General features: G+C 66.5%; 20 protein-coding genes. 10 read left to right on the forward strand and 10 right to left on the reverse strand.

Translation table 11 applies throughout. The features are described 5' to 3' along the window. Positions 1 to 61: 61 nt before the first annotated feature. Genes hpnC through J2X92_RS28865 form a run of 5 tightly spaced genes read left to right on the forward strand, consistent with a single transcriptional unit; the run spans position 62 to position 3,705 of the window. Positions 62 to 973 (forward strand): squalene synthase HpnC, encoded by a 912-nt coding sequence (gene hpnC, locus J2X92_RS28845; RefSeq protein WP_373424901.1) that lies wholly within the window; start codon positions 62 to 64, stop codon positions 971 to 973. Then, positions 970 to 1,809 (forward strand): presqualene diphosphate synthase HpnD, encoded by an 840-nt coding sequence (gene hpnD / locus J2X92_RS28850; RefSeq protein ID WP_307581196.1) that lies wholly within the window; start codon positions 970 to 972, stop codon positions 1,807 to 1,809. The genes hpnC and hpnD overlap by 4 nt, the downstream gene beginning before the upstream one ends. After that, positions 1,806 to 3,065, forward strand: a complete 1,260-nt coding sequence (hpnE, locus tag J2X92_RS28855; RefSeq protein ID WP_307581198.1) for a hydroxysqualene dehydroxylase HpnE — start codon at positions 1,806 to 1,808, stop codon at positions 3,063 to 3,065. The genes hpnD and hpnE overlap by 4 nt, the downstream gene beginning before the upstream one ends. Beyond that, positions 3,062 to 3,364, forward strand: coding sequence for a hypothetical protein (locus tag J2X92_RS28860; protein WP_307581200.1), 303 nt, complete (start codon positions 3,062 to 3,064; stop codon positions 3,362 to 3,364). Before hpnE ends, J2X92_RS28860 begins: the two co-directional genes overlap by 4 nt. 35 nt (positions 3,365 to 3,399) lie before the next feature. Further along, the gene (locus J2X92_RS28865) at positions 3,400 to 3,705 is read left to right on the forward strand and encodes an NIPSNAP family protein (RefSeq protein ID WP_307581202.1); all 306 of its coding nucleotides are present in this window, start codon (positions 3,400 to 3,402) and stop codon (positions 3,703 to 3,705) included. A gap of 9 nt (positions 3,706 to 3,714) precedes the next feature. Here the strand turns inward: J2X92_RS28865 and J2X92_RS28870 are convergent, their stop codons facing one another. Beyond that, positions 3,715 to 4,446 (reverse strand): HAD family hydrolase, encoded by a 732-nt coding sequence (locus tag J2X92_RS28870; RefSeq protein WP_307581204.1) that lies wholly within the window; start codon positions 4,444 to 4,446, stop codon positions 3,715 to 3,717. A 15-nt stretch (positions 4,447 to 4,461) separates the two neighbouring features. Here J2X92_RS28870 and hemH point away from each other — a divergent pair, with 15 nt between their 5' ends. Further along, on the forward strand, positions 4,462 to 5,496 hold the full coding sequence (gene hemH, locus J2X92_RS28875; protein WP_307581206.1) for a ferrochelatase: 1,035 nt from the start codon (positions 4,462 to 4,464) through the stop codon (positions 5,494 to 5,496). Here the strand turns inward: hemH and J2X92_RS28880 are convergent. The 9 genes from J2X92_RS28880 to J2X92_RS28920 all read right to left on the reverse strand — a co-directional run bounded on the left by J2X92_RS28880 (position 5,493) and on the right by J2X92_RS28920 (position 15,367). Further along, entirely contained in the window at positions 5,493 to 5,999 is a 507-nt protein-coding gene (locus J2X92_RS28880) for a DUF1993 domain-containing protein (RefSeq protein WP_307581208.1), read from the reverse strand. The genes hemH and J2X92_RS28880 overlap by 4 nt on opposite strands. A gap of 51 nt (positions 6,000 to 6,050) precedes the next feature. Then, positions 6,051 to 6,938 carry an alpha/beta fold hydrolase gene (locus J2X92_RS28885; protein WP_307581210.1) on the reverse strand — a complete coding sequence of 296 codons (888 nt, stop codon included), beginning with the start codon at positions 6,936 to 6,938 and terminating at the stop codon, positions 6,051 to 6,053. Continuing rightward, positions 6,935 to 8,002 carry a branched-chain amino acid ABC transporter permease gene (locus J2X92_RS28890; RefSeq protein WP_307581212.1) on the reverse strand — a complete coding sequence of 356 codons (1,068 nt, stop codon included), beginning with the start codon at positions 8,000 to 8,002 and terminating at the stop codon, positions 6,935 to 6,937. The genes J2X92_RS28885 and J2X92_RS28890 overlap by 4 nt, the downstream gene beginning before the upstream one ends. 16 nt (positions 8,003 to 8,018) lie before the next feature. Beyond that, positions 8,019 to 9,002, reverse strand: coding sequence for a branched-chain amino acid ABC transporter permease (locus tag J2X92_RS28895; protein WP_307581214.1), 984 nt, complete (start codon positions 9,000 to 9,002; stop codon positions 8,019 to 8,021). Between the two features lie 148 nt (positions 9,003 to 9,150). Beyond that, positions 9,151 to 9,879: an ABC transporter ATP-binding protein gene (locus J2X92_RS28900; RefSeq protein ID WP_307581216.1), complete on the reverse strand. Its 729-nt coding sequence runs from the start codon at positions 9,877 to 9,879 to the stop codon at positions 9,151 to 9,153. 130 nt (positions 9,880 to 10,009) lie between these two features. Further along, on the reverse strand, positions 10,010 to 10,777 hold the full coding sequence (locus tag J2X92_RS28905) for an ABC transporter ATP-binding protein (RefSeq protein ID WP_307581218.1): 768 nt from the start codon (positions 10,775 to 10,777) through the stop codon (positions 10,010 to 10,012). Between the two features lie 39 nt (positions 10,778 to 10,816). Beyond that, complete coding sequence (locus J2X92_RS28910) at positions 10,817 to 12,274, reverse strand: extracellular catalytic domain type 2 short-chain-length polyhydroxyalkanoate depolymerase (RefSeq protein ID WP_307581219.1); 1,458 nt, start codon at positions 12,272 to 12,274, stop codon at positions 10,817 to 10,819. Positions 12,275 to 12,440: 166 nt separating this feature from the next. After that, positions 12,441 to 13,628 (reverse strand): substrate-binding domain-containing protein, encoded by a 1,188-nt coding sequence (locus J2X92_RS28915; RefSeq protein ID WP_307581221.1) that lies wholly within the window; start codon positions 13,626 to 13,628, stop codon positions 12,441 to 12,443. Positions 13,629 to 13,825: 197 nt separating this feature from the next. Next, entirely contained in the window at positions 13,826 to 15,367 is a 1,542-nt protein-coding gene (locus J2X92_RS28920; protein ID WP_307581233.1) for a sigma-54 interaction domain-containing protein, read from the reverse strand. Positions 15,368 to 15,525: 158 nt separating this feature from the next. Here J2X92_RS28920 and J2X92_RS28925 point away from each other — a divergent pair, with 158 nt between their 5' ends. From J2X92_RS28925 to J2X92_RS28940, 4 genes are read left to right on the forward strand one after another with little or no spacing between them, the layout of a single operon-like run. Then, the gene (locus J2X92_RS28925; RefSeq protein ID WP_307581223.1) at positions 15,526 to 16,251 is read left to right on the forward strand and encodes a CerR family C-terminal domain-containing protein; all 726 of its coding nucleotides are present in this window, start codon (positions 15,526 to 15,528) and stop codon (positions 16,249 to 16,251) included. Continuing rightward, positions 16,248 to 17,732 (forward strand): efflux transporter outer membrane subunit, encoded by a 1,485-nt coding sequence (locus J2X92_RS28930; RefSeq protein WP_307581225.1) that lies wholly within the window; start codon positions 16,248 to 16,250, stop codon positions 17,730 to 17,732. The genes J2X92_RS28925 and J2X92_RS28930 overlap by 4 nt, the downstream gene beginning before the upstream one ends. After that, positions 17,729 to 18,928 carry an efflux RND transporter periplasmic adaptor subunit gene (locus J2X92_RS28935; RefSeq protein ID WP_307581227.1) on the forward strand — a complete coding sequence of 400 codons (1,200 nt, stop codon included), beginning with the start codon at positions 17,729 to 17,731 and terminating at the stop codon, positions 18,926 to 18,928. Before J2X92_RS28930 ends, J2X92_RS28935 begins: the two co-directional genes overlap by 4 nt. Next, positions 18,925 to 22,035: an efflux RND transporter permease subunit gene (locus J2X92_RS28940; RefSeq protein WP_307581229.1), complete on the forward strand. Its 3,111-nt coding sequence runs from the start codon at positions 18,925 to 18,927 to the stop codon at positions 22,033 to 22,035. Before J2X92_RS28935 ends, J2X92_RS28940 begins: the two co-directional genes overlap by 4 nt. Positions 22,036 to 22,183 lie beyond the last annotated feature (148 nt).

A 22,183-nucleotide genomic window follows, 5' to 3' on the forward strand; every position in this document is an offset into this window, starting at 1 on the left:
GATTGGATTGGAGGTGACGCCGCGAGCATAGTGCGCGGCAGGTGTCGCGGACAATCGCCGCGTGCCTGAACCTTCCCACATTGCCGCGCCGCCGGCGCATTACGAGAATTTTCCAGTGGCCTCCTGGCTGTGCCCGCCTCATCTGCGACCGCCGATTGCCGCGATCTACCATTTCGCGCGCACCGCGGACGACATAGCGGACGAAGGCGATGCCTCGCCCGACCAGCGGCTGGCCGACCTTCGCGCCTTCCGCGAAGAGCTCCGCGCCGCCGCGCGCGGCAGCGTGCCGGCCGCCTCGCGCTGGCCGTACGTCTTCGGACCGCTGGCGCACAGCATCGCGCAGTTCTCGCTGCCCGAAGAATTGCTCGCCGACCTGCTGAGCGCCTTCATGCAGGACATTGAGAAGACGCAGGGCGGAGGAACCTACGCCGACCGTGCCGAGCTGCTCGACTATTGCCGCCGCTCCGCCAACCCGATCGGCCGCCTGCTGCTGCACCTGTACGGCGTGCATGATGCCGAGGCGCTGACGCAAAGCGACGCCATCTGCAGCGCTTTGCAACTCATCAATTTCTGGCAGGACCCGAGCGTGGACCTGCCCCGCGGCCGCTTCTATCCGCCGCTGGCCGACTGCGCCCGGCGCGGCCTGGCGCGCGAAAGCTTCAAGGCATTCATGCCGCTGGCCGATGCACCGCCGCCGCAGGAGGCCATCAACCTGATCGCGGTCGAAAGCGCCTGGGCGCGCGAACTCATGGCCCAAGGCGCGCCGCTGGTCCACCGCCTGCCGGGCCGCGCTGGGTGGGAGCTGCGCTTCGTGGTCCAGGGCGGCTTGCGCATCCTCGACAAGATCGAAGACCTGGGATTCGATACCTTCTCGCAACGTCCCAAGATCAGCAAGGCCGATGCGCCCTTGCTGGCCTGGCGAGCGCTCCGGATGCGGAGACAATTGCCGCCCATGAAAGCGCCCCTCCGATGACTCCCGAGCAATACGTACAAGACAAGGCCGCCGCCTCGGGCAGCAGTTTCTATTACGCCTTTCTATTTCTTCCCAAGCCGCGGCGCGCCGCGATCACGGCGTTCTATGCGTTCTGCCGCGAGATCGACGACGTGGTCGACGAGGTCACCGACCCCGGCGTGGCGGCCACCAAGCTCGCCTGGTGGCGCACCGAGGTGGCGCAGTCTTTTTCAGGCCCGCCCCGCCACCCGGTGATGCAGGCGCTGGTGCCGCATGCCACCGCCTACGGTATCGAGCCCAGGCAGCTGAACGAGGTGATCGACGGTTGCCAGATGGACCTCGACCAGACCCGCTACCTGGACTTTCCCGGCCTCGCGCGCTACTGCCATTTGGTCGCCGGCGTGGTGGGCGAAGTCGCGGCGCGCATCTTCGGCCAGACCGATCCGCAGACCACTGCCTACGCGCACAAGCTCGGCCTCGCGCTGCAGCTAACCAACATCATTCGCGACGTTGGCGAGGACGCGCTGCGCGGCCGCATCTACCTGCCCGTGAACGAGCTGCAGAAGTTCGACGTCAAGGCGCACGAGATTTTGAACCGCGTGCATTCGGAGCGCTTCATCGCGCTCATGAAGTTCCAGGCCCAGCGTGCGCACGCGGCGTACGACGAAGCCCTTGCGCTGCTGCCTGCCGCCGACCGGCGCGCGCAGAAGCCAGGTCTCATGATGGCCAGCATCTACCGCACACTGCTGCGCGAGATCGAGCGCGACGACTTCCAGGTGCTGAACCAGCGCGTGAGCCTGACGCCCGTGCGCAAGTTCTGGCTGGCGTGGAAAGTCCAGGCGCTGGGGAGCATTTGAAGACCGCCGTCATCGGCGCCGGCTGGGCTGGCCTTGCCTGCGCCGTCGAAGCCACGCGGCTCGGCCATGCCGTGACGCTGTTCGAGACGGCGCACATGGCGGGCGGGCGCGCGCGGCGCGTCGACCACATGCATGGGCTGACGCTGGACAACGGGCAGCACATTCTCATCGGCGCCTACGCCGCTACCTTGAAGCTGATGCGCGAGGTAGGTGTGAATGTCGACGAGGCGCTGCTCCGGCTGCCGCTCTCGCTGCGTTTTGCCGATGGCGGCGGCCTGAAGCTGCCGCGGCTGCCGGCGCCGCTCGATCTGCTGGCCGGCATTTTCACGGCGCGCGGCTGGTCGTGGCGGGACAAATCCACGCTGCTTCGCACCGCGGTGCAATGGCGCCTGCGCGGGTTTCGCTGCGACCCGGGTACGACCGTGGCCACGCTTTGCGCCGGGCTCACGCCGCGCGTGATGGAAGAGCTGATCGAGCCGCTGTGCGTCTCCGCACTCAACACGCCGGTCGATCAGTCGAGCGGCGAGGTGTTCCTGCGGGTGCTGCACGACGCGCTCTTCAGCGGCAGCGGCGGGGCCGACCTGCTGCTTCCGCGCGTCGACCTTGGCGGGCTTTTTCCCGATGCCGCCTTGTCGTGGCTCGCCCGGCACGAGGCCACGCTGCGCATCGGCGTTCGCGTGCACGCGATCTGGCCGGACGGCACTGCATGGCGAGTCGACGGCGAGCGCTTCGACCGCGTGGTTCTGGCCTGTGCGCCGTGGGATGCCGCGCGGCTTGTCCGCGCTTCCGGCCTGCCGGCGCAACACTGGTGCGAAACCACCGAGGCCTTGCGCTTCGAGGCCATTGCCACGGTCTATCTGCGCGGCGCCACGCCGCTGGCGGAACCGATGCTGGCGCTACGCAGCCGGCCCGACACCGCCCCGGCTCAATTCGTGTTCGATCGCGGCCAGCTCGGCGGACCCGAGGGCGTGCTGGCCATGGTCGTCAGCGCGAACGAAACTCCGCGAGAGGCGTTGGAACATCAGGCCATGGCACAAGCCGCAACCCAGCTGGGCCAAACCGCGCTGCAGCCCGTGCAAACCGTGGTCGAGAAGCGCGCCACCTTTGCCTGCACCCCCGGGCTCGTTCGGCCGGCAACGAAAATCGCTCCGGGCTTGCAGGCCTGCGGCGACTACACCGAAGGCCCCTACCCCGCGACACTCGAAGGCGCAGTCCTGAGCGGACTGGCCGCGGCAAACGCATTGACATCACCATGACCGAACTGCGCTACCTGGATTTCGATTACAGCGAAGACACCGAAGGCCACGGCACCTTCGACGCCATGGCATCGACCGCGCCCGCGAAAACACGCGAGGTGCTGGCCGAAGTCGCGGAAGTTCTGGCCTGGGCCAACGCCACCTTCCCGGATGCGCAAGGCGCCCTGGAAGACGGAGCGGCATGGGATTTCGACTTGCAGCAGACCCGGGAAGCGCCGGACCTCGACACCGTGACCTTCTCGCTCAGCGGCACCACCGATTTTTGCGCGGCGCTGCGCGAGCAATTCAAGCTGGACTGAAGCCCGCCTGCCGCTCCCCCTCCACGGAAAGAATCATGATCACCTGCTACCTGCGCTACATCGTCGACCCGTACAAGCTCAAGGAATTCGAGCACTACGGCAAGCTCTGGATCCCGCTGGTCGAGAAGTTCGGCGGCCAGCACCACGGCTACTTCCTGCCCTCGGAGGGTGCGAACAACGTGGCGCTCGCGATGTTCAGCTTTCCGAGCTTCGCCGCCTACGAGCAGTACCGCGCCGATTCGATGCAGGATGCCGAGTGCCAGGCCGCCTTCAAGTACGCCGAGGACACCCGCTGCATCATCAGCTACGAGCGCAGCTTCTTCCGGCCCGTGTTCTCGTAAAGCGGGAACTCAAGCGCCGAGCGCCACGCACAGCGCGTGCAGGTTCGGCACGATCAATTGCGGCCGCGCCCCATGCACCCACGGGCGCTCATCGCGCACCAGCCAGGCGGCCTGCATGCCGGCGTTGAGCGCACCAACCACATCGAGCTCCGCGTCGTCGCCCACGTGCAGCACGTCCTTCGGCAGCAGGCCAATTGACGCGGCCGCAGCACGGAAGATCGGCGCATGCGGCTTGCCGCTGCCGAAGGCGCGAGCATTGAACGCGGTGCGAAACCAGCGGCCCACGCCGGTCAGGTGGATGTCGGCATTGCCGTTTGAAATGGCCACCAACGGATATCGTTCGCTGAGCCACTTGAGCGCCGGCAGCGCATCGTCGTACAAGGTCACGCGCTGGCGTTCGGCAAAGAAGGCATCGAAGGCCGGATCGGCCAGCCCCGGGTCTTCGCCCGAACGCTTCAGTGCCGTGCGAATGGATTCGCGGCGCAGCGCGCTCAGGTCGTGCGCCAGGTCCGAGCGTTCCTTTGCGGTGGCTTCGCGCAACTCGCGCAGCACGCCCGGGTTCAGCAGCAGCGACGCGGTCTTGGGGGCTTCGCGCAGCAGCCATTCCTGCAGCACGGTCTCGGCACGCTCGATGGTCGGCCAGATGGGCCAGAGGGTGTCGTCCAGGTCGAGCGAGATCGCGGAGATGCGCTTGATGTCGAGTGGCTCGGCGCCTGCGAGCGCCGTGGAAACGGAAGTCATGCCCGAGAATATCGCATGCCTCAAGACAACGGGAACAACAGTTCCATCGCCGCGCGCACCGCCGTACTCTGGTGCAACCTTGGCTCGCCCGATGCTCCCACCACGCCCGCCGTGCGGTCTTATCTTGCGGAGTTTCTCGGCGATCCGCGCGTGGTCGAAATTCCGAAGCTGCTCTGGGCCGTGATCCTGTACGGCGTCATCCTGCGCGTGCGGCCCGCCAAGTCGGCCGCCAAGTACGCGAGCATATGGATGGCCGAGGGCTCGCCGCTCAAGGTGTGGACGCAGAAGCAAGCCACCCTGCTTGCCGGCTGGCTCGGCGAACGCGGGCACCGCGTGGCGGTGCGCGATGCGATGCGCTACGCCAGCCCTTCGATCGCTTCGCGGCTCGATGCACTGCAGACCGAAGGCGCATCGCGCGTGCTGGTGCTGCAGGCCTATCCGCAGTATTCGGCCACCACCACGGCCAGCGTGATCGATGCGGTGAACGACTGGAGCCGCCGCCAGCGCCGCATTCCGGAGTTCCGTTTTGTCAACCAGTACCACGACGATCCGGCCTATATCGAGGCGCTTGCGCAGAGCATCGAGCGCCACTGGAAGGGCGAAAGCCGCGGCGAGGTGCTGCTGATGAGCTTCCACGGCATACCGGCGCGCAACATCGCGCTCGGCGATCCGTACCAGGCGCAGTGCCTCGAAACCGCGCGCCTGCTGGCCACGCGCCTCGGGCTTTCGGCCGCGCAGCACCGCGTCACGTTCCAGTCGCGCTTCGGCCGCGCCAAATGGCTCGAGCCCTATACCGAGCCCACCCTGCGTGAACTCGGCGCGAGCGGCGTCAAGCGGGTCGACGTGGTGTGCCCGGGCTTTCCGGCCGACTGCCTCGAAACCTTGGAAGAAATTGCGATGGAGGGCCGGGAGGCCTTCATGCACGCGGGCGGAGAGGCCTTCAGCTACATCCCTTGCCTGAACGACAGCCCGGCCTGGATCACCGCGCTGGCGGGTATTGCCGAACGCAATCTCGCGGGCTGGCCGACCCAGCGCCCCGCCAGTACTTAGAACTTGCCCAAGTAGTCCATCTTGCCGATGGGCATGCCCTTGTGGCGCAGCACGTCGTAGGCCGTGGTCACGTGGAAGAAGAAGTTGGGCAGTGCGAACTGCAGCAGGTAGCGCTGCGCGGTGAAGTGCGCTTCGCCTTCGCGCGCCTTGATGGTCACTTGGCGTTCTTCCTGGCCGTCGACCAGCGCGCGGTCCACGGTGCCAAGAAACGCCTGCGTCTTCGCAATGCGGGCCAGCAGTTCGTCGTACGTCTTTTCCTCGTCGGGAAAGCTCGGTGCCGTGATGCCCGAGATGCGCGCCACGCCGAGCTTCGACGCATCGCTCGCACGCTGGATCTGCCCGGCCAGCGTGATCATGTCAGGTGCGAGCCTCGCATCCACGAGTGTCTCCGGATCGATGTCGTTGGCCTTGGCATGCGCCAGGCTCTTCTCGAGCACGTGGGTGAGTTGACCGAGCCCGCGCGAGAAGACCGGCACGGAGATGTCGTACAGCGAAAGCGCCATGGGTAAATCCTTGTGGTTGGAATCGGCGGCGATTGTCTCGCCGACTCGCGCCTAGCGGCCGGCGGCGCGGATAAACCCTTCGACCAGGTCCAGTTGTTCCGGCACGTTCAGCGCGGGCGCGTGCCCGCATCCCTGGATTTCAATCACCTTCAGCAACCCGGCCGCGCCCGGTCCCCTCTGCTGCATTTGCTGCGTGATTTCGGGCAGCACCAGGTCCGACTCGGCGCCGCGCAGGCACAGCACCGGCACCTCGATAACGTCGTAGTGCGGCCAGATCAGGTAGTCGTTGTCGTGCGCGCTGAACTGACGGACCATGGCCGGATCGTAATGAGGCGTCACGCGGCCGTCGGGCAGGCGGCGCGTGGAGCTTTCGGTCAGGCGGCGCCATTGCGCATCGCTGAGCCAACCGTAGGGCTTGTAGACGGTGCGAAAGAAAAGCTCCAGTTCCGCAACCGTGTCGAATGCGGGTGGCTCGCCCGCATATGCGCGGATGCGCTCGATGGCCGCCTGCGCGAGCTGCGGCGCGTTGTCGTTGAGCGTGAGGCTCGCAATGCGCGCCCTCATGCGCGGCTCGAACAGGCCCGAAGCGCAGACCGTGCCGATGGCGCCGCCCATCGAGGTGCCGACCCAATGAACGCGGCCCAGGCGCAGTTCGTCGCACAGCGCAGCCGCCATGCGGGCATAGAACGAGAGCTGGTATTCCTCGTCGGGCGCCGGGCTCCACTGGCTCAGCCCCCGGCCGATGGTGTCGGGGCAGATCACGCGGAAGCCGCGCGCGGCAAAGTGCTGTGCCAGCTCGTCCATGTCGCGGCAGGTGCGCGCAAGGCCATGCCACGCGATGATCACCGGCGCATCGGGCGCACCCCAGTCGAGCCAATGGACTTCGCGGCCCGCGAGCTGGGCGTAGCGGGAAACCGGAACGGGAAGATCGTTGCTCATCGTGCAGCCCTCGCCCTCAGCTTGCCGACGATGCCCGTCGGAAAATAATAGACGGAGAGCACGAACAGCACCCCCAGCCACAGCAGCCATCTGTCGGGCGACAGCAGCGCCGCAAGCCACGGCAACCCGCTCGCGGCCTCGCTGCCCACGCGCAGCAGATCTTGCAAATAGCTTTGCGCCAGCACGAACAGCACCGCGCCGATGGCCGCGCCGTAGATGGTGCCCATGCCGCCGATCACCACGATCAGCAGCACGTCGATCATGATCTCGAAGCTCAGCGACGTGTCGGGCCCGTTGTAGCGCAGCCATATGGCGAGCATCGCGCCGGCCAGCGTGGCGAACAGGGCCGACAGCACGGCCGCCGTGGTGCGGTACACCACCACGCGGTAGCCGATGGCCTCGGCGCGGAACTCGTTCTCGCGGATCGCCTGCAGCACGCGGCCGAAGGGCGAATTCACGATACGCAGCAGCGCGAGCACCAACACCACCGCCGCCACGAAGAGCATGTAGTAGCACAGCAGCCGGCCATCGAGCGAGACACCGAGGAAAGGTTCTTCGGAGAACTCGAAGCTCGGCGAAATCAGTTCGGGCAGCTTGAAGGTGAGCCCGTCTTCGCCGCCCGTGAAATCCGACAGCTGCGACGCCAGCGTCTGAAACGCCGAAGCCACCGCCAGCGTGATCATCGCGAAGAAGATCGCACGCACCCTGAGCGAAAACAGACCGATGGCGAACGAGAGCACCAGCGAGATCGCGAGCGACGCCGCGAGCCCCAGCAGGACCGCGCCCCAGCTGGGCCCAAGCCGTGAAGCCGAGATGGCGATGCCGTAGGCGCCGATGCCGAAGAACATCGTGTGCGCAAAACTCACGATGCCGGTGTAGCCCAAGAGCAGGTCGAAGCTTGCGACCAGCACCACGAACACCAGGATCTTGGCCGCGACGCTGAGCGCCTTCACGCCCGGGAAGATGAACGGCGCGAACGCCAGCGCGATGAAAAGCGCCACCAGCAGCAGCGCCAGCAGGCGGCTCCTCGGCGTGTCGTTGGAGAGAAGTCGTTTCAGGAACATGGCGGCTTCTTCTTTCTCAGCGGTTGGCAACCGGGTACACGCCCTGCGGCCGCCACAGCAGCACGGCCACCATCAGCAGGATGCTCGCGAACTGCGTGAGCGTGGGCAGCAGGAAGCCGATGTAGTTGGTCATGAGCCCCACCAGCAGCGCGCCGATCAGCGCGCCGCCTGTCGAGCCGAGCCCGCCTATGATGATCACGATGAAGATCAGCACGTTGACCTGCGCGCCCATCTGCGGCACCAGGTTCTGCTGGAACAGCCCCCACATCACGCCGCCCAGGCCGGCCAGTGCGCTGCCCACCACGAACACACCGACGAACAGCCGGCCGATGCGGTAGCCGAGCGACTCGACCATCTCGCGGTCCTGCACGCCGGCGCGGATCAGGAGGCCGATCTTGGTGCGACTCAGGGTCCATGCGAGCAGGCCGAACACCACGATGCCCACCGCCACCGCGAGCAGACGGTACTTGCTGATGGCCGCATCGCCGATCAGCAGCGAACCGCGCAAGGCTTCAGGCAACGGCAGCGGCACCTGTGCCGGCCCCCAGATCACCTTGATGAGCTCCTCGCCGATGATCATGCCGCCCATCGTGATGAGGATCTGCTTCAGGTGCTGGCCGTACACGGGCCGCACGATGAAGCGCTCGAACGCGAGGCCGACCGCACCGGCCACCGCCATGGCCACCAGCATGGCCGGGAAAACGGCGACGAGGTTGCGCCACAGCTCGCCCGAACCCGTCCAGTCGCCCATCAAGCCGAGCACGCTGCTGGCCACGAAGGCGCCGAGCGCAATGAACACGCCGTGGCCGAAGTTGAGCACGTCCATGAGGCCGAACACCAGCGTGAGGCCCGACGCGATGATGAAGATGATCATGCCCATCGCCAGGCCCGCGACCGTGAGCGTGAGCCAGGTCGAGAACGAACCCGTGAGCGGCAGCGCGGCCAGCGCGAGGATGGGGGCGAGAAGCAGCGGCTTCCAGTCGAAATCGAGTGCCTTCATTGCTGCGCTCCCTTTTCTTGCCCCTTCCCCCTCCGGGGGAAGGCTGGGATGGGGGCTGACGGCACTTGCAACGCCGCGCTGTATCGAAGGCCGCGAGCCCCCACCCCAACCCTCCCCCAGAGGGGGAGGGAGAAAAACGTCGAATACTTCATAGAGCCAGTCCAAGCAGCGATTGCTGCAATTGCGCATCCGCGGAGAACGCGGCCATGCTGCCGCTGTGCACCACGCGGCCGTTGTCCATCACCGCGACGTTGTCGCCCAAGCGCTGGGCGAAATTGATGTTCTGCTCCACCAGCAAGATCGTCACGCCGCTGCGCTTGAGTTCGCCGAACGCGTCGATCATGTTGTTGATCATCACCGGCGCAAGGCCCTTGCTGGGCTCGTCGATCAGCAGCAGCTCGCGCGGCTCGACGATGGCGCGCGACACCGCGAGCATCTGCTTCTGACCGCCCGAGAGCTTGCCGGCGGGGTGATTCCAGAATTTCTCGACCGCGGGAAACAGCCTGAAGATCCACTTCAGCCGCGTGTCGTCGATCTGCGCAGCGTTCTTGGCGCCGCGCGCGGCAAGCAGCATGTTCTCCTTCACCGTAAGGTCGGAGAAGATGCCCATGTTCTCCGGCACATAGGCGATGCCGAGCTCGGCGATCTGCGGCGTGTGCATGGCGGTGATGTCTTTGTCACCAAAGCGCACCCGGCCCTGCGACGCATGCCACAGGCCCATGATGGTTCGCAGCGTGGTCGTCTTGCCCGCGCCGTTGCGGCCGAGCAGCATGGTGAGCTGGCCCTTGGGCACAGCGAGGTCCACACCGTGAAGGATGTGGTACGCCCCGATGTGCGTGTGCACGCCTTCGAGGGTCAGGAGGTTCTGGGTTGTCATCGGTCTTGCTCCTTCCCCTTCCGGGGGAAGGTTGGGATGGGGGCGAGGGGCGCTTGAAGGGCCTCGGCGGTGTGAAGGCCGCTTGCCCCCACCCCCGCCCTCCCCCGGAAGGGGAGGGAGAAATACATCGTCATGCAGCCGTCTCCTTCGCGATGCCGAGGTACGCCTCTTGCACCACCGGCGAGGCAATCACCTCGGCCGGTTCGCCATCGGCTACGAGCGTGCCGTTGTGCAGCACGATGATGCGGTCTGCGAGTTCGCGCACCACGTCCATCTTGTGTTCGACCAGGAGGATGGTCTTGCTCTTGTCCTGCTTGAGCTTGCGGATCAGGTCGAGGATGACGGGTGCCTCGGCGGCATTCATGCCGGCCGTCGGTTCGTCGAACATGAAGACCTTGGGCTCGAGCGCCATCAGGAGCGCCACCTCCAGCTTGCGCTGGTCGCCGTGCGGCAGGCTGGCCACGGTCGCGTGCTCGCGCGACTTCAGCGCCACGTCGGCCAGGATCTGGTCGGCGCGCTCGGTCAGCGCCTTGTGGTCGCTCCAGATGCTCCACAGGTTGAGCCCGCGCCGATGCGCGCCTTCGCGCGTGGCCTGCACCGCCAGGCGCACGTTCTCCAGCACCGTGAGATTGGGGAACAGGTTCGTGAGCTGAAAGGCCCGCCCGAGGCCCGCATGCGTGCGCGCCGACGGCGACAGGCCCGAGAGCGGTTGCCCATCGAGCGAGACCGTGCCCGCGCTCGCCTTGAGCTGACCCGAGATCAGGTTGAAGTACGTGGTTTTGCCCGCGCCGTTGGGGCCGACGATGGCCGTCAGCGTGCCCGGCGCGAAGGCGCAGCTCACGCTGTTGACGGCCACGTGCCCACCGAAGCGGATGGTCAGGTCTCGGGTCTCAAGCATCGTTGGTCATTGCAAATGAAAGTCGGTGTAGATCGGCGCTCAACAGCTGCCGATCACGTAGTAGTTCGGGCCGGTCTGCTTCAGCGTGGTGGTGACGTAGATGTTCCACAGTCCCATCGATTGCCCGGAGCCGTACGCATAGGTAAGGCCCCATAGCGCGTAGGCACGCCCTGCCACGGTGTGCGCGTAGTTGCTGGCGGTGTAGCAGGTGCCGCCGCCACCGCTTCCGGCAAGCGTGGTGCCCGTGGCCGCGGCCGACATCGCGCCCTGCGCGTTGCTGGCGTCCAATGCCGCCACGGTCCAGCTGTAGGTGGTCGACGCGGCCAGACCGCTGTCGGTGTAGCTGGTGCCGGACACCGGCGCGGCGTTGACCTGGCTGCCGCCGCGATAGACGTTGTAGCCACTGGCGCCGGAGACGCCGTTCCATCCGATCACCATGCTGCTGCTGGTTGCGCCGGATGTGCCCACGCCGGTGGGCGCCGGCAGTGCCGAGCCGCCGCCGGAGCCGGTCACGCGATCGACCATGGCCTTGAGCGCTGCCATCTGCGGGCCCGACTTCTTCGCATAGTTCGCGTTGTCGTAGCCCCACCAGTCCCAGCAGCTGTTGGTGGCCGCCGTGCTGGTCTGCGGATAGATCAGCACGATGTTGTTGGTGTCGGCCCAGCGGTTGTAGCCGGTCTTGCGCACGTATTGATCGCCTACGTCGGTGTAGTTCTGCTTGCAGCCGTGCAGCACCATGTGCACGCGGCACGAGGCGGTGGTGCAGGCCTGCGGCACGTAGATCCAGCCGGTGGCTGCCACCCCGTGGCCGGAGATGAACTCCGACTGGTTGAACTCCGTGAACGTGCCGCTCAGCGTGCCGTTGTTGCGCGGGTTCAACGGGCCGTAGAGATGCTGCAGGATCTCGCCCGCAAGGTCGAAGCCACAGTTGTTGATGTAGGGCGCAGCAGTGGTGCTGCAAGCGGCGCCGAAGTCATCGGTGACCATCGCGTGGCCGGCCCCGATGTTGTTCTTGTAGACCGTGTTGGCCGCGGGCACGAAGTTCTGGTAGTAAGTCTTCAGGTCGTCCATCACCGCCTGTTTGACGGTGTTGTCCGAGGTGCCAGAAAACAGGTACAGCTTGGAGCCCGTCATGTGCGACACCGGGTCGATCGCGCCACTCGCCGCCCAGCTGTTGGTGGTGCTCACGAGCGTCGAAACCGGGATGCTGGTGCTGTGCGCCATGCAGCGGCCGGTGGCATTGACCACCGAGCCCTCCGCGCAGTAATACGGCCCGCCGGCCACCACACCGGCACCGCGCTTGAAGGTGGCCGAATAGGCCACGTGCAACTGCACGGCCATGAAGCCGCCCGCCGAGAGGCCCGACACGCTCACCTCCCCCGGGTTTGCGCCCAGCGACGGCAGCGGCACCGCCGCAGTGGCCGTGCAGGCATACACGCCAAACGCCATTGCCGCAGCCGCGGCCAATCCCTTCCAGTTCCCTCGCATCGCTGCCATCGCTGTCTCCTTGGTTGCAGGCGCGTCGAACGCTTGCTTGATTGCTGACGAATGGGCCATTGGTTGCGCCGCCACGTCCGCCACGAAGGCGCAGGCTGGCGCTTCGCCCGGCGGCCATGCCAGGCGAAAGGGATGCGGCCTCAGGACCGCGGTATCGGGGTGCCGATCAGCGTTTGTTTTTGATCGGGATGTCCATCTCTTCTGGCTTGATCTCGCGCACCAGCTCCGGCACGCCCCATGCAAAGGCCGGGTCGTTCTTGATCTTGAAGTGGTACATCGACTGCATCGCCTGGTGGTCTTCCTTGCGGAAGGTCATCTTGCCCTTGGGCGTGTCGAAGCTCATGCCTTCCATGGCGGTGATGAGCTTGTTGGTGCTGGTGTCGCCGCCGGTCTTCTTGAGCGCCGTGACCACCGCCATCGCGGCCGAGAAACCGCCGGCCGTGAAGAAGTCCGGCGGCGTCTTGTATTCCTTGTAATGCGCCGCGACGAGGGCTTCGTTCACGGGATTCTTCGGGATGCCGAAGTAGTAGTACGCCGCCCCTTCCATGCCCGGCAGGTTCTTGTAGGCGGCCATGGCCGGCAGGATGTTGCCGCCCGTCGCGATCTCGATGTTGTAGCGCTTCAGGTCCAGGTCGACGATCTTGAACGGATTGCCCGCGCCGGCCCAGACGATCCAGATGATCTTGCGGCCCGGCTGGTCCTTGAGCTTGTCGATCAGGCGCTGCGCGCCGGCCGTGAAGTCGGTGGTGGCGGGCGGCAGGTATTCCTCGTGCACCAGCTTCGCCTTCTTGAGCGCGGCGCCGAAGGCCTTCACGCCGTCACGGCCGAAGGCGTTGTCCTGCGCAAGCGTGGCCACGGTCACGCCCGGCTTGTCGATGGCCACGGCGTTGGAGATCGCGTCCTGGCTCGAATTGCGGCCGGTGCGGAAGATGTACTTGTTCCACTTGTCGCCGGTGATCGAATCGGCGACCGCCGGCTCGACGATCAGGATCTTCTTGTATTCCTCGGCCACCGGCAGCATGGCCAGCGCCACGCCCGAAGCCGTAGGGCCCACCGCAAGCGCGGCCTTGTCGTCGGAATACGCGGCAGCCAACAGAGACTTGCCCAGATCGGGCTTGCCCTGGTCATCCTTCTCGATGACCACGAGCTTCTTGCCGTTGACCGTCATCGTGCCGCCGGTGGCGTAGTCCAGGCCCATGGTGAAACCGGTCTGCGTCTGCTTGCCATAGGCCTCGAGCGGACCGGTCTTGCTGTAGATGTGCGCAATGCGGATTTCGTTGGACTGGGCCCATGCGGGGGCTGCGGCGGCGCAGCAGGCGAGTGCGGCCAGGGCTACGAGGTGGCGACGGTTCATTCTTTGTCTCCTGTAAAGGTGACTGAATATTGCACAGTTCGTGCCACGCCTTAACATGTTGATAACAAAGGGTTCTTCATTGGGAAGAAGCCCACATCGACTGAACTTAGAACACTTTTTGTGTGTTTTTTTCAGGCAGATGCTTGTTTTTCAGTCAGGGTTTTCGAGAGTGCGCCTGCCCGCTCGACGAGGTCCGGTCAAAGACCCTGACTGGTCATCCGCTCGTACAAGGTGGCGCGCGAAATGCCAAGTAGTCTCGACGTGGCCAGCTTGTTGTTGCCCGTGGCCGCGAGCGCGGCGGCAATTGCCTTGCGCTCCAGCTCCGCAATCTGTTGCGCCAGCGGACGCAGCAGGTTGCCATCTTCACCTCCGGCCGCGTGCGACGCATCGGGCAGTTCGATCTGCTCTAGGCCGGCCTCGCGCAGGATGCGTTCGAGCTGCGCCGCGTCGATGCGCTGCGAGTCGCTGCGCATGGTCACTTGCTCCAGCACATTGCGCAGCTCGCGGATGTTGCCGCGCCAGTGCTGGCCGGCCAACAGCGCCAGCGCATCGGGCGTGAGCTCGGGCGGTGCCTCACCGCTGCGCAGCGCCATGTCCTCGCCCAATGCCTCGACCAGAGCCGGGATGTCGCTGCGGCGCTCGCGCAGCGGCGGCACGCGCAGCGGCAGCACGTTGAGGCGGTAGTACAGGTCTTCGCGGAACTGGCCGCGCCGCACCAGCTCGGGCAGGTCGCGCGACGTGGCGGCGATCACGCGCGCATCGAAGGGCACCAGCTTGTTCGAGCCGAGCGGCTCGATCTCGCCCTCTTGCAGCGCGCGCAACAGCTTGGCCTGCAGGCCGAGCGGCATGTCGCCGATCTCGTCGAGGAAGAGGCTGCCGCCGTCGGCCAGCTTGAATTTGCCCTCGCGGCCGCGGCGGTCGGCGCCGGTGAAGGCACCCGGCGCGAAGCCGAAGAATTCGGCCTCCAGCAACGTGTCGGGCACGGCCGCGATGTTGACGCTGACGAACAGCCCTTTGGCACGTGCCGACGATGCGTGAATCGCATGCGCGAGCAACTCCTTGCCGGTGCCGGTTTCGCCGAGCAGCAACACCGGGCTCGTGGACTGCGCGGCGCGGCGCGCATGACGCTTCACCTCCACCGCCGCGGGGCTGCTGCCGATGAAGCTGGCAAAGGTGTACTTGGAGCGCCGCTGCCCGTCGGCCGCATGCTGGTAGAGCGGGTTGTTGCGCTGGCTCGCCAGTTCGCGCCGTGCGTCGTCGAGGTCGCGCTGCAATAACGCGAACTTGCTGATGAGTGGCTGCAGCGTGGTTTCGGGCTGGTCGAACAGCACGATGCCGATGGCGCCGATGACCTCTCCCGCCCTGCCCTCGCGCCCATCGCTTTCGGCACGCAGCGGAATGCGGCTGACAACGAAAGTACCCGCCTTGTTGGTGAGCAGGTCGACGAGGATCGGCTCGCCGGTTTCGAGCACGCGCCGCATCTGCGTGTTGGGAATGACGTCCTCGACCATGTGGCCCATGAACTCGTCGATCGACGAGAAGCCCAGCGCCGGCAAAAAGCGCCGGTAGCCTTCGTTCACCCACACGATGCGCCCGCTGCGATCGACCAGGAACATGCCCTGGCTGATGCTCGAGAACAGATGGAACATCGATCGCGCCGCCAGGGCAAGGATGCCGTCGGCATCCAGGGGCAGAGCTGGCAAAGCGGGCGGTGCGGAAACGGGCGGAACAGCGGACATGGGCGGATCGTAGCGCGCATCAATCGCCTGCGAATCGAGCATCAATGCCCCTTTGGAAAATGCTCAGAATGCGCATTGACCAAACTGTGAGAAGAAAGCCCTCATGCGGGCATAAGTAAATCAATCGTTTGATTGCCCACAATGGTCTAATCGCCGGCATGAGCGCCCCAGCCCTCCAAGCCATTTCCGCCCGCGCGCCGCGCAGCGACGGCGTCGAAGCGCGCCAGCGCCTCCTCTATGCCGCCCTTGCGCTCTTTGCCGCCAACGGCTACGCCAAGACCTCGACCCGCGAGATTGCACGCGCGGCGGACGTCAACATCTCGGCCATCAGCTACTACTTCGGCGACAAGGCCGGTTTGTATGCCGCCACCTTCGGCGAGCCGATGGGCGGCAATGCCGGAGACTTCGTTTCGCTGTACGACGCGCCCGATCTGCCGATGGAAGAGGCGCTGCGCATCTTCTTCACGCGCATGGTCGAACCGCTCAAGCAGGGCGAGATCGTGCGGCAATGCATCCAGTTGCACATGCGCGAGATGCTCGAGCCGACCAGCCAGTGGGCCAAGGAATTCGAGCGCGACATCAAGGCACCGCACATCGCCATCGCAGGCGTGCTGTGCCGCCGCCTGGGTCTTGCGCGGCCCGACGACGACGTGCATCGCCTGACCTTCGCCATCACCGGGCTCGCGGTGCAGCTTTTCGTGAGCCAGGATCTCGTCGACGCCATACGCCCGTCTTTGCTGAACACACCCAAAAACGTGGACACCTGGGCGCAGCGCCTCACGGGCTATGCCGTCGCGCTGGTCGAGGCGGAAGTACTGCGCCGCAAAGCTATTGCCAAGCCCACGGCCGTACCTGCTGCCCGTTCCGGGAGAAAGAAGATATGAGACGACTCCGATGGATTGCCGCCGTGTGCCTGCCGCTTGGTATCGGCCTTGCTGGCTGCGGCCTGACGCGCCCGCCGGCCACGGTGGAGGCGCCCTTCCCCGCGCAGTGGCATGCACCGCTGCCTCACGGCGGCTCGGTGGCGTCGCTGGCCGACTGGTGGCGCCAGCTCGACGACCCGCTGCTGGTTGAACTGATTGCCGCGGCCGAAGCCGCAAGCCCCAACCTCGCGAGCGCCGCAGCGCGCGTGGCCGAGGCGCGCTCCACGCGCGTGCAGGCCGGCGCCGCGCTGCTGCCCAATCTGGACGGCACGCTGTCGGCCAGCCGCGGTGTCTCGGGCTCCTCGTTCGGCGCGGGCGGCACGACGGCCTCCTCGTCCACCAGCGCCATCGCGCCGGTGACCACGCTGCAGGCCGGCCTGCAGTCCAAGTGGGAAATCGACCTCTTCGGACGCCTGCGCGCCGACCGCGATTCGGCTGAGCAGAAGCTGAGCAGCGCAACCGCCAAATGGCATGACGCGCGCGTGGCCGTCGCGGCAGAAACGGCCAATGCGTACTTCGCCGAGCGCGCCTGCCAGCAGCAGCTGCGCGTGGCCGAATCGGATGCGAAATCGCGCGGCGAAACCGCGCGCCTCACCGACCTTTCCGCACGCGCCGGTTTCACCGCACCGGCCGACGCCGCGCTCGCGCGCGCCAGCGCCTCGGACGCCTCGGGCCGCCTCACGCAGCAGCGCGCCCAGTGCGCGGTGCAGCGCAAGGCACTTGTGGCGCTCAGCGGCATCGACGAGCCCACGCTCGAAGAGAAGCTGGCGTCTTCGCCCGCGCAGCGTGCACTGCCCGTGGTCGGCAGCATCGCCAGCGTGCCGGCCGAGGCCATCTCGCAGCGGCCCGACGTATATGCGGCCGAACTCGGCGTGGCATCCGCCAGCGCCGACGTGGGCTCCGCGGAAGCGGAGCGCTATCCCAAGCTCAGCATCTCGGGCTCCATTGGCCGCATGCAGATCCGCACCAGCGGCTTTCGGGCGTCGCTCGACACCTGGTCGATTGGCCCGGTGTCGCTCACCGTCCCGCTGCTCGACGGCGGTGCACGCGCGGCCAACAGCGATGCGGCCAAGGCGCGCTACACCGAAGCCGTGTCGCTCTACCGCGCGAACGTGCGGCAGGCGGTGCGCGAGGTCGAAGAAGCGCTGGTCAACCTCGACGCCACCGATGCGCGCGCCACCGATGCCGATTCGGCGGTGAAGAACTACCAGGCCTCGTTCGACGCCACACAGGCCCGCTACCAGAGCGGATTGGCCAGCTTGTTCGAACTCGAGGATTCGCGCCGCACGCTCTTTGCCGCGCAAACCGCGCGCGTCTCGCTGCAGCGCGAACGGGCCCAAGCCTGGGTTGCGCTCTACCGCTCGATGGGCGGTGGCTGGACCCGTGCCGAATCGACCCCGATGACTTCCAACCCGGCCACCAAGGTCGCGACGTCGCCATGAAAAATATCAAACGCTCCACCCTCGCCATCGCGCTGCTGGCGCTCGTCATCGTCATTGCGGCGGTCGTGTGGCTGACACGCAAGCCAGCGAGCGAGCCCGGCACCCCGGCGGCGGCCGCCAAGGACAAGGCGGGTGCCCCGGCTGCTCGGCCGACGTTGACGGTCACGGTCGCCAAGCCCGAACTCACCGAGCTCACGCAGACCCTTGCGGCCAACGGCAACGTGGCCGCCTGGCAGGAGGCCATCGTGGGCTCCGAGTCCACCGGGCTCCGGCTCGCCGAAGTGCGCGTGAACGTGGGCGACGTGGTCAAGAAGGGTCAGGTGCTCGCCGTCTTCTCGCCCGAGACCGTGCAAGCAGACATCGCGCAATCGCGTGCCTCGCTCGCCGAAGCCAGGGCCACCGCCGCCGACGCAGCCGGCAACGCGGCGCGCGCCCGCACGCTGCAGGCCACCGGCGCGCTGAGCCAGCAGCAGATCAACCAGTACCAGACCGCCGAGCAGACCGCCAAGGCACGCGTCGAGGCCGCCGAAGCCGTGCTCGCCGCGCAGCAGGTTCGCGGGCGCAACACGCAGGTGCTGGCCCCCGACGACGGCGTGATCTCATCGCGCACCGCCACGGTCGGCAGCGTGGTGGCCTCCGGCACCGAGCTGTTCCGGCTAATCCGCCAAGGCCGACTCGAATGGCGCGCCGAGGTCACCTCGGCCGAGCTCAGCCGCATCGCGGTGGACACCACGGCCTTCGTGGTCAGCGCCAGCGGCGCGCAGGTGCGCGGCAAGGTGCGCAGCATCGCGCCCACGGTCGATCCGCAAACGCGTGCGGCGCTGGTCTACGTCGACCTGCCGAACGTGCAGCAGAACACCGGCATCAAGGCCGGCATGTTCGCGCGCGGCGACTTCGAGCTCGGCCACAGTTCCGCGCCGACCGTGCCGCAGACCTCCATCGTTCCGCGCGACGGCTTCAACAACGTCTTCATGCTGCTGCCCGACAACCGCGTGGCGCAGCTCAAGGTGCAGACCGGCCGCCGCGTAGGTGAGCGCGTCGAGATCACCAGCGCGCTGCCCGAAGGCGCGCAGATCGTGGTGCAGGGCGCTGGCTTCCTGAACGACGGCGACCTGGTGCGCGTCGTCGCGGCGACCGCGCCGGCGGCCGCGGGTGCGCAACCCGCTGCCCCGACTGAAACGAAGGCACGCCCATGAACGTTTCCGCATGGTCCATCCGCAACCCGATTCCGGCGGTGATGCTGTTCGTGCTGCTCACCTTCGGCGGGCTGCTGTCGTTCAACGCGATGAAGGTGCAGAACTTTCCGGACATCGACCTGCCGACCGTGACCGTCTCGGCGGCGCTGCCGGGGGCCGCGCCTTCGCAGCTGGAGACCGACGTCGCGCGCAAGCTCGAGAACTCCATTGCCACGGTGCAGGGCCTGAAGCACATCACCACCAAGGTGCAGGACGGCGCCGCCACGCTGATCGTCGAGTTCCGTCTCGAAAAGCCGGTGCAGGAAGCCGTGGACGACGTGCGCTCCGCGGTGCAGCGCGTGCGCGCCGACCTGCCGGCCGACGTGCGCGACCCGGTGGTCACCAAGCTGGACTTCGCGGCCCAGCCGGTGTTGGCTTTCACCATAGCCTCGGCGCGCATGGACATCGAGGCGCTGAGCTGGTACGTGGACAACGACATCACCAAGAAACTGCTCGCACTTCCGGGCGTGGGTGCGGTGAACCGTGTGGGAGGCGTCACACGCCAGGTGCATGTCGACCTCGATCCGGCCAAGCTGCAGGCGCTGGGCGCCTCGGCGGCCGACATTTCGCGCCAGCTGCGCCAGGTGCAGACCGAAAGCGCCGGTGGCCGCATCGACCTGGGCGGCAGCGAGCAGCCGGTGCGCACCATGGCCACCGTGCAGTCGGCCGACCAGCTTGCCGACATGCAGATTGCGCTCTCCGATGGCCGGCGCGTGCGGCTCGACCAGGTGGCGCGCATCAGCGACACCATCGCCGAACCGCGCGCCGCGGCGCTGCTCAACGGAAAGCCCGTGGTCGGCTTCGAAGTGGCCCGCAGCCGCGGCGCCAGCGAGGTGGAGGTGGGCCGCGCCATCCAGAAGGCGCTGGCCGACCTGCGCGTGCAGCGGCCCGACATCGAGCTGACAGAAGCCTTCAACTTCGTCGACCCGGTGGAAGAGGAGTACGACGGCTCGCTGCACCTGCTGTATGAGGGCGCGATTTTGGCGGTGATCGTGGTGTGGCTATTCCTGCGCGACTGGCGCGCCACTTTCGTTTCGGCCGTGGCACTGCCCATGTCCGTGATTCCGGCCTTCATCGGCATGCACCTGCTGGGCTTCTCGGTCAACGTGATCTCGCTGCTCGCGCTCTCCCTGGTGGTGGGCATATTGGTGGACGACGCCATCGTGGAGGTGGAAAACATCGTGCGCCACCTGCGCATGGGCAAGTCGCCTTACGAGGCGGCCATGGAGGCGGCCGACGAAATCGGACTGGCGGTGATCGCCACCACTTTCACGCTGATTGCGGTCTTCCTGCCCACGGCCTTCATGAGCGGCATCGCCGGCAAGTTCTTCAAGCAGTTCGGATGGACGGCCTCGCTGGCGGTGTTCGCGTCGCTGGTGGTGGCGCGGGTGCTTACGCCCATGATGGCGGCCTACATCCTGAAGCCGGTGGTCGGCGCCGAAAAGGAGCCGCGCTGGCTCACGGCCTACATGCGCGCGGTGGAATGGAGCACGCACCATCGCTTCAAGACAATGGTGCTGGCCACCCTCTTCTTCTTCGGTTCGCTCGCGATGATCCCCCTGCTGAAGACCGGCTTCATTCCGCCGGACGACAACTCGCAGACACAGATCTACCTGTCGCTCGCGCCGGGGTCCACGCTCGCGCAGACCACGGCTGCTGCTGAAGAAACGCGGCGCCGCGTGATGCAGATCAAGCACGTGAAAAGCGTTTACACCACCGTGGCGGGCGGCAGCGCGGGCGGCGATCCGTTCGCCAATTTCGGAACACCCGAAACCCGCAAGGCCACGCTCACCATCAAGCTCGACGAGCGCGGCGACCGCCCGCGCAAGCAGGTAATCGAAAACCAGATTCGCACAGCACTTGAAACCCTGCCTGGCATGCGCAGCACCGTGGGCCTTGGCGGCTCGGGGGAAAAATACATCCTCGCGCTCACCGGCGAAGACCCTGCCGCGCTCGCCAGCGCGGCCAGCGCGGTCGAGAAAGATTTGCGCACGGTTCCCGGCCTCGGCAACATCACCTCGACCGCGAGCCTCGTGCGCCCCGAGATTGCCGTGCGCCCCGACTTCGCACGCGCCGCCGACCTGGGCGTGACCAGTTCGGCCATCGCCGAGACGCTGCGCGTGGCCACGCTCGGCGACTACGACCAGGCATTGGCCAAGCTCAATCTTGCACAGCGGCAGGTGCCCATCGTGGTGAAGCTCGAGGACTCCGCCCGGCAGAATCTCGACCTGCTCGGCCGCCTCTCGGTGCCCGGCGCGCGCGGCCCCGTCATGCTGAGCCAGGTGGCTTCATTGACGATGGAAGGCGGCCCTGCCGTGATCGACCGCTACGACCGCTCACGCAACGTCAACTTCGAGATCGAGCTTTCGGGCGTGGGCCTCGGCGATGCCAAGACCGCGGTGACGGCGCTGCCCTCGATCCAGAAGCTGCCGCCCGGCGTGCGCGTGACCGAAGTGGGCGACGCGGAAGTAATGACCGAGCTGTTCGCGAGCTTCGGCCTTGCGATGCTCACGGGCGTGCTGTGCATCTACATCGTGCTGGTGCTGCTGTTCAAGGACTTCCTGCATCCGGTGACGATTCTTTGCGCGCTGCCGCTGGCGCTTGGCGGCGCCTTCGTGGGCCTGCTCATTGGACAGAAGGCGCTGTCGATGCCGTCGCTGATCGGGTTGATCATGCTGATGGGCGTTGCCACCAAGAACTCGATCCTGCTGGTGGAGTACGCAATCGTGGCGCGCCGCGACCACGGCATGACCCGCTGGGAGGCCCTGCGCGATGCCTGCCACAAGCGCGCCCGGCCCATCATCATGACCACGCTGGCCATGGGTGCGGGCATGCTGCCGATTGCCGTGGGCCTTGGCGCGGCTGATTCGAGCTTCCGGTCGCCGATGGCGATGGCGGTGATTGGCGGGCTGATCACGTCGACCGTGCTGAGTCTGCTGGTGGTGCCGGCTGTGTTCACTTATGTAGACGACATCGAGCACTGGATTCGGCGTACGGTGCGCAGGGTGCGGGGGCAGCCGGCTGATCCGCATATCGATGATGACTTGGTCGAGCGGCAGGCTGGCTGACTCTTGTTCTCTCTTTGAGGTGGCGTAGCTTCTTTGACGCTGCGCGCTGTTTGTTTCCCGAGGCCGGGATATCCGCCCGGCGGCGGACTTACTTTCTTTTGCTTCGCCAAAAGAAAGTAAGCAAAGAAAAGGCGACCCTACTGTCTGC

The organism is Variovorax paradoxus (genome assembly GCF_030811855.1).
GTDB lineage: Bacteria > Pseudomonadota > Gammaproteobacteria > Burkholderiales > Burkholderiaceae_C > Variovorax > Variovorax paradoxus_L.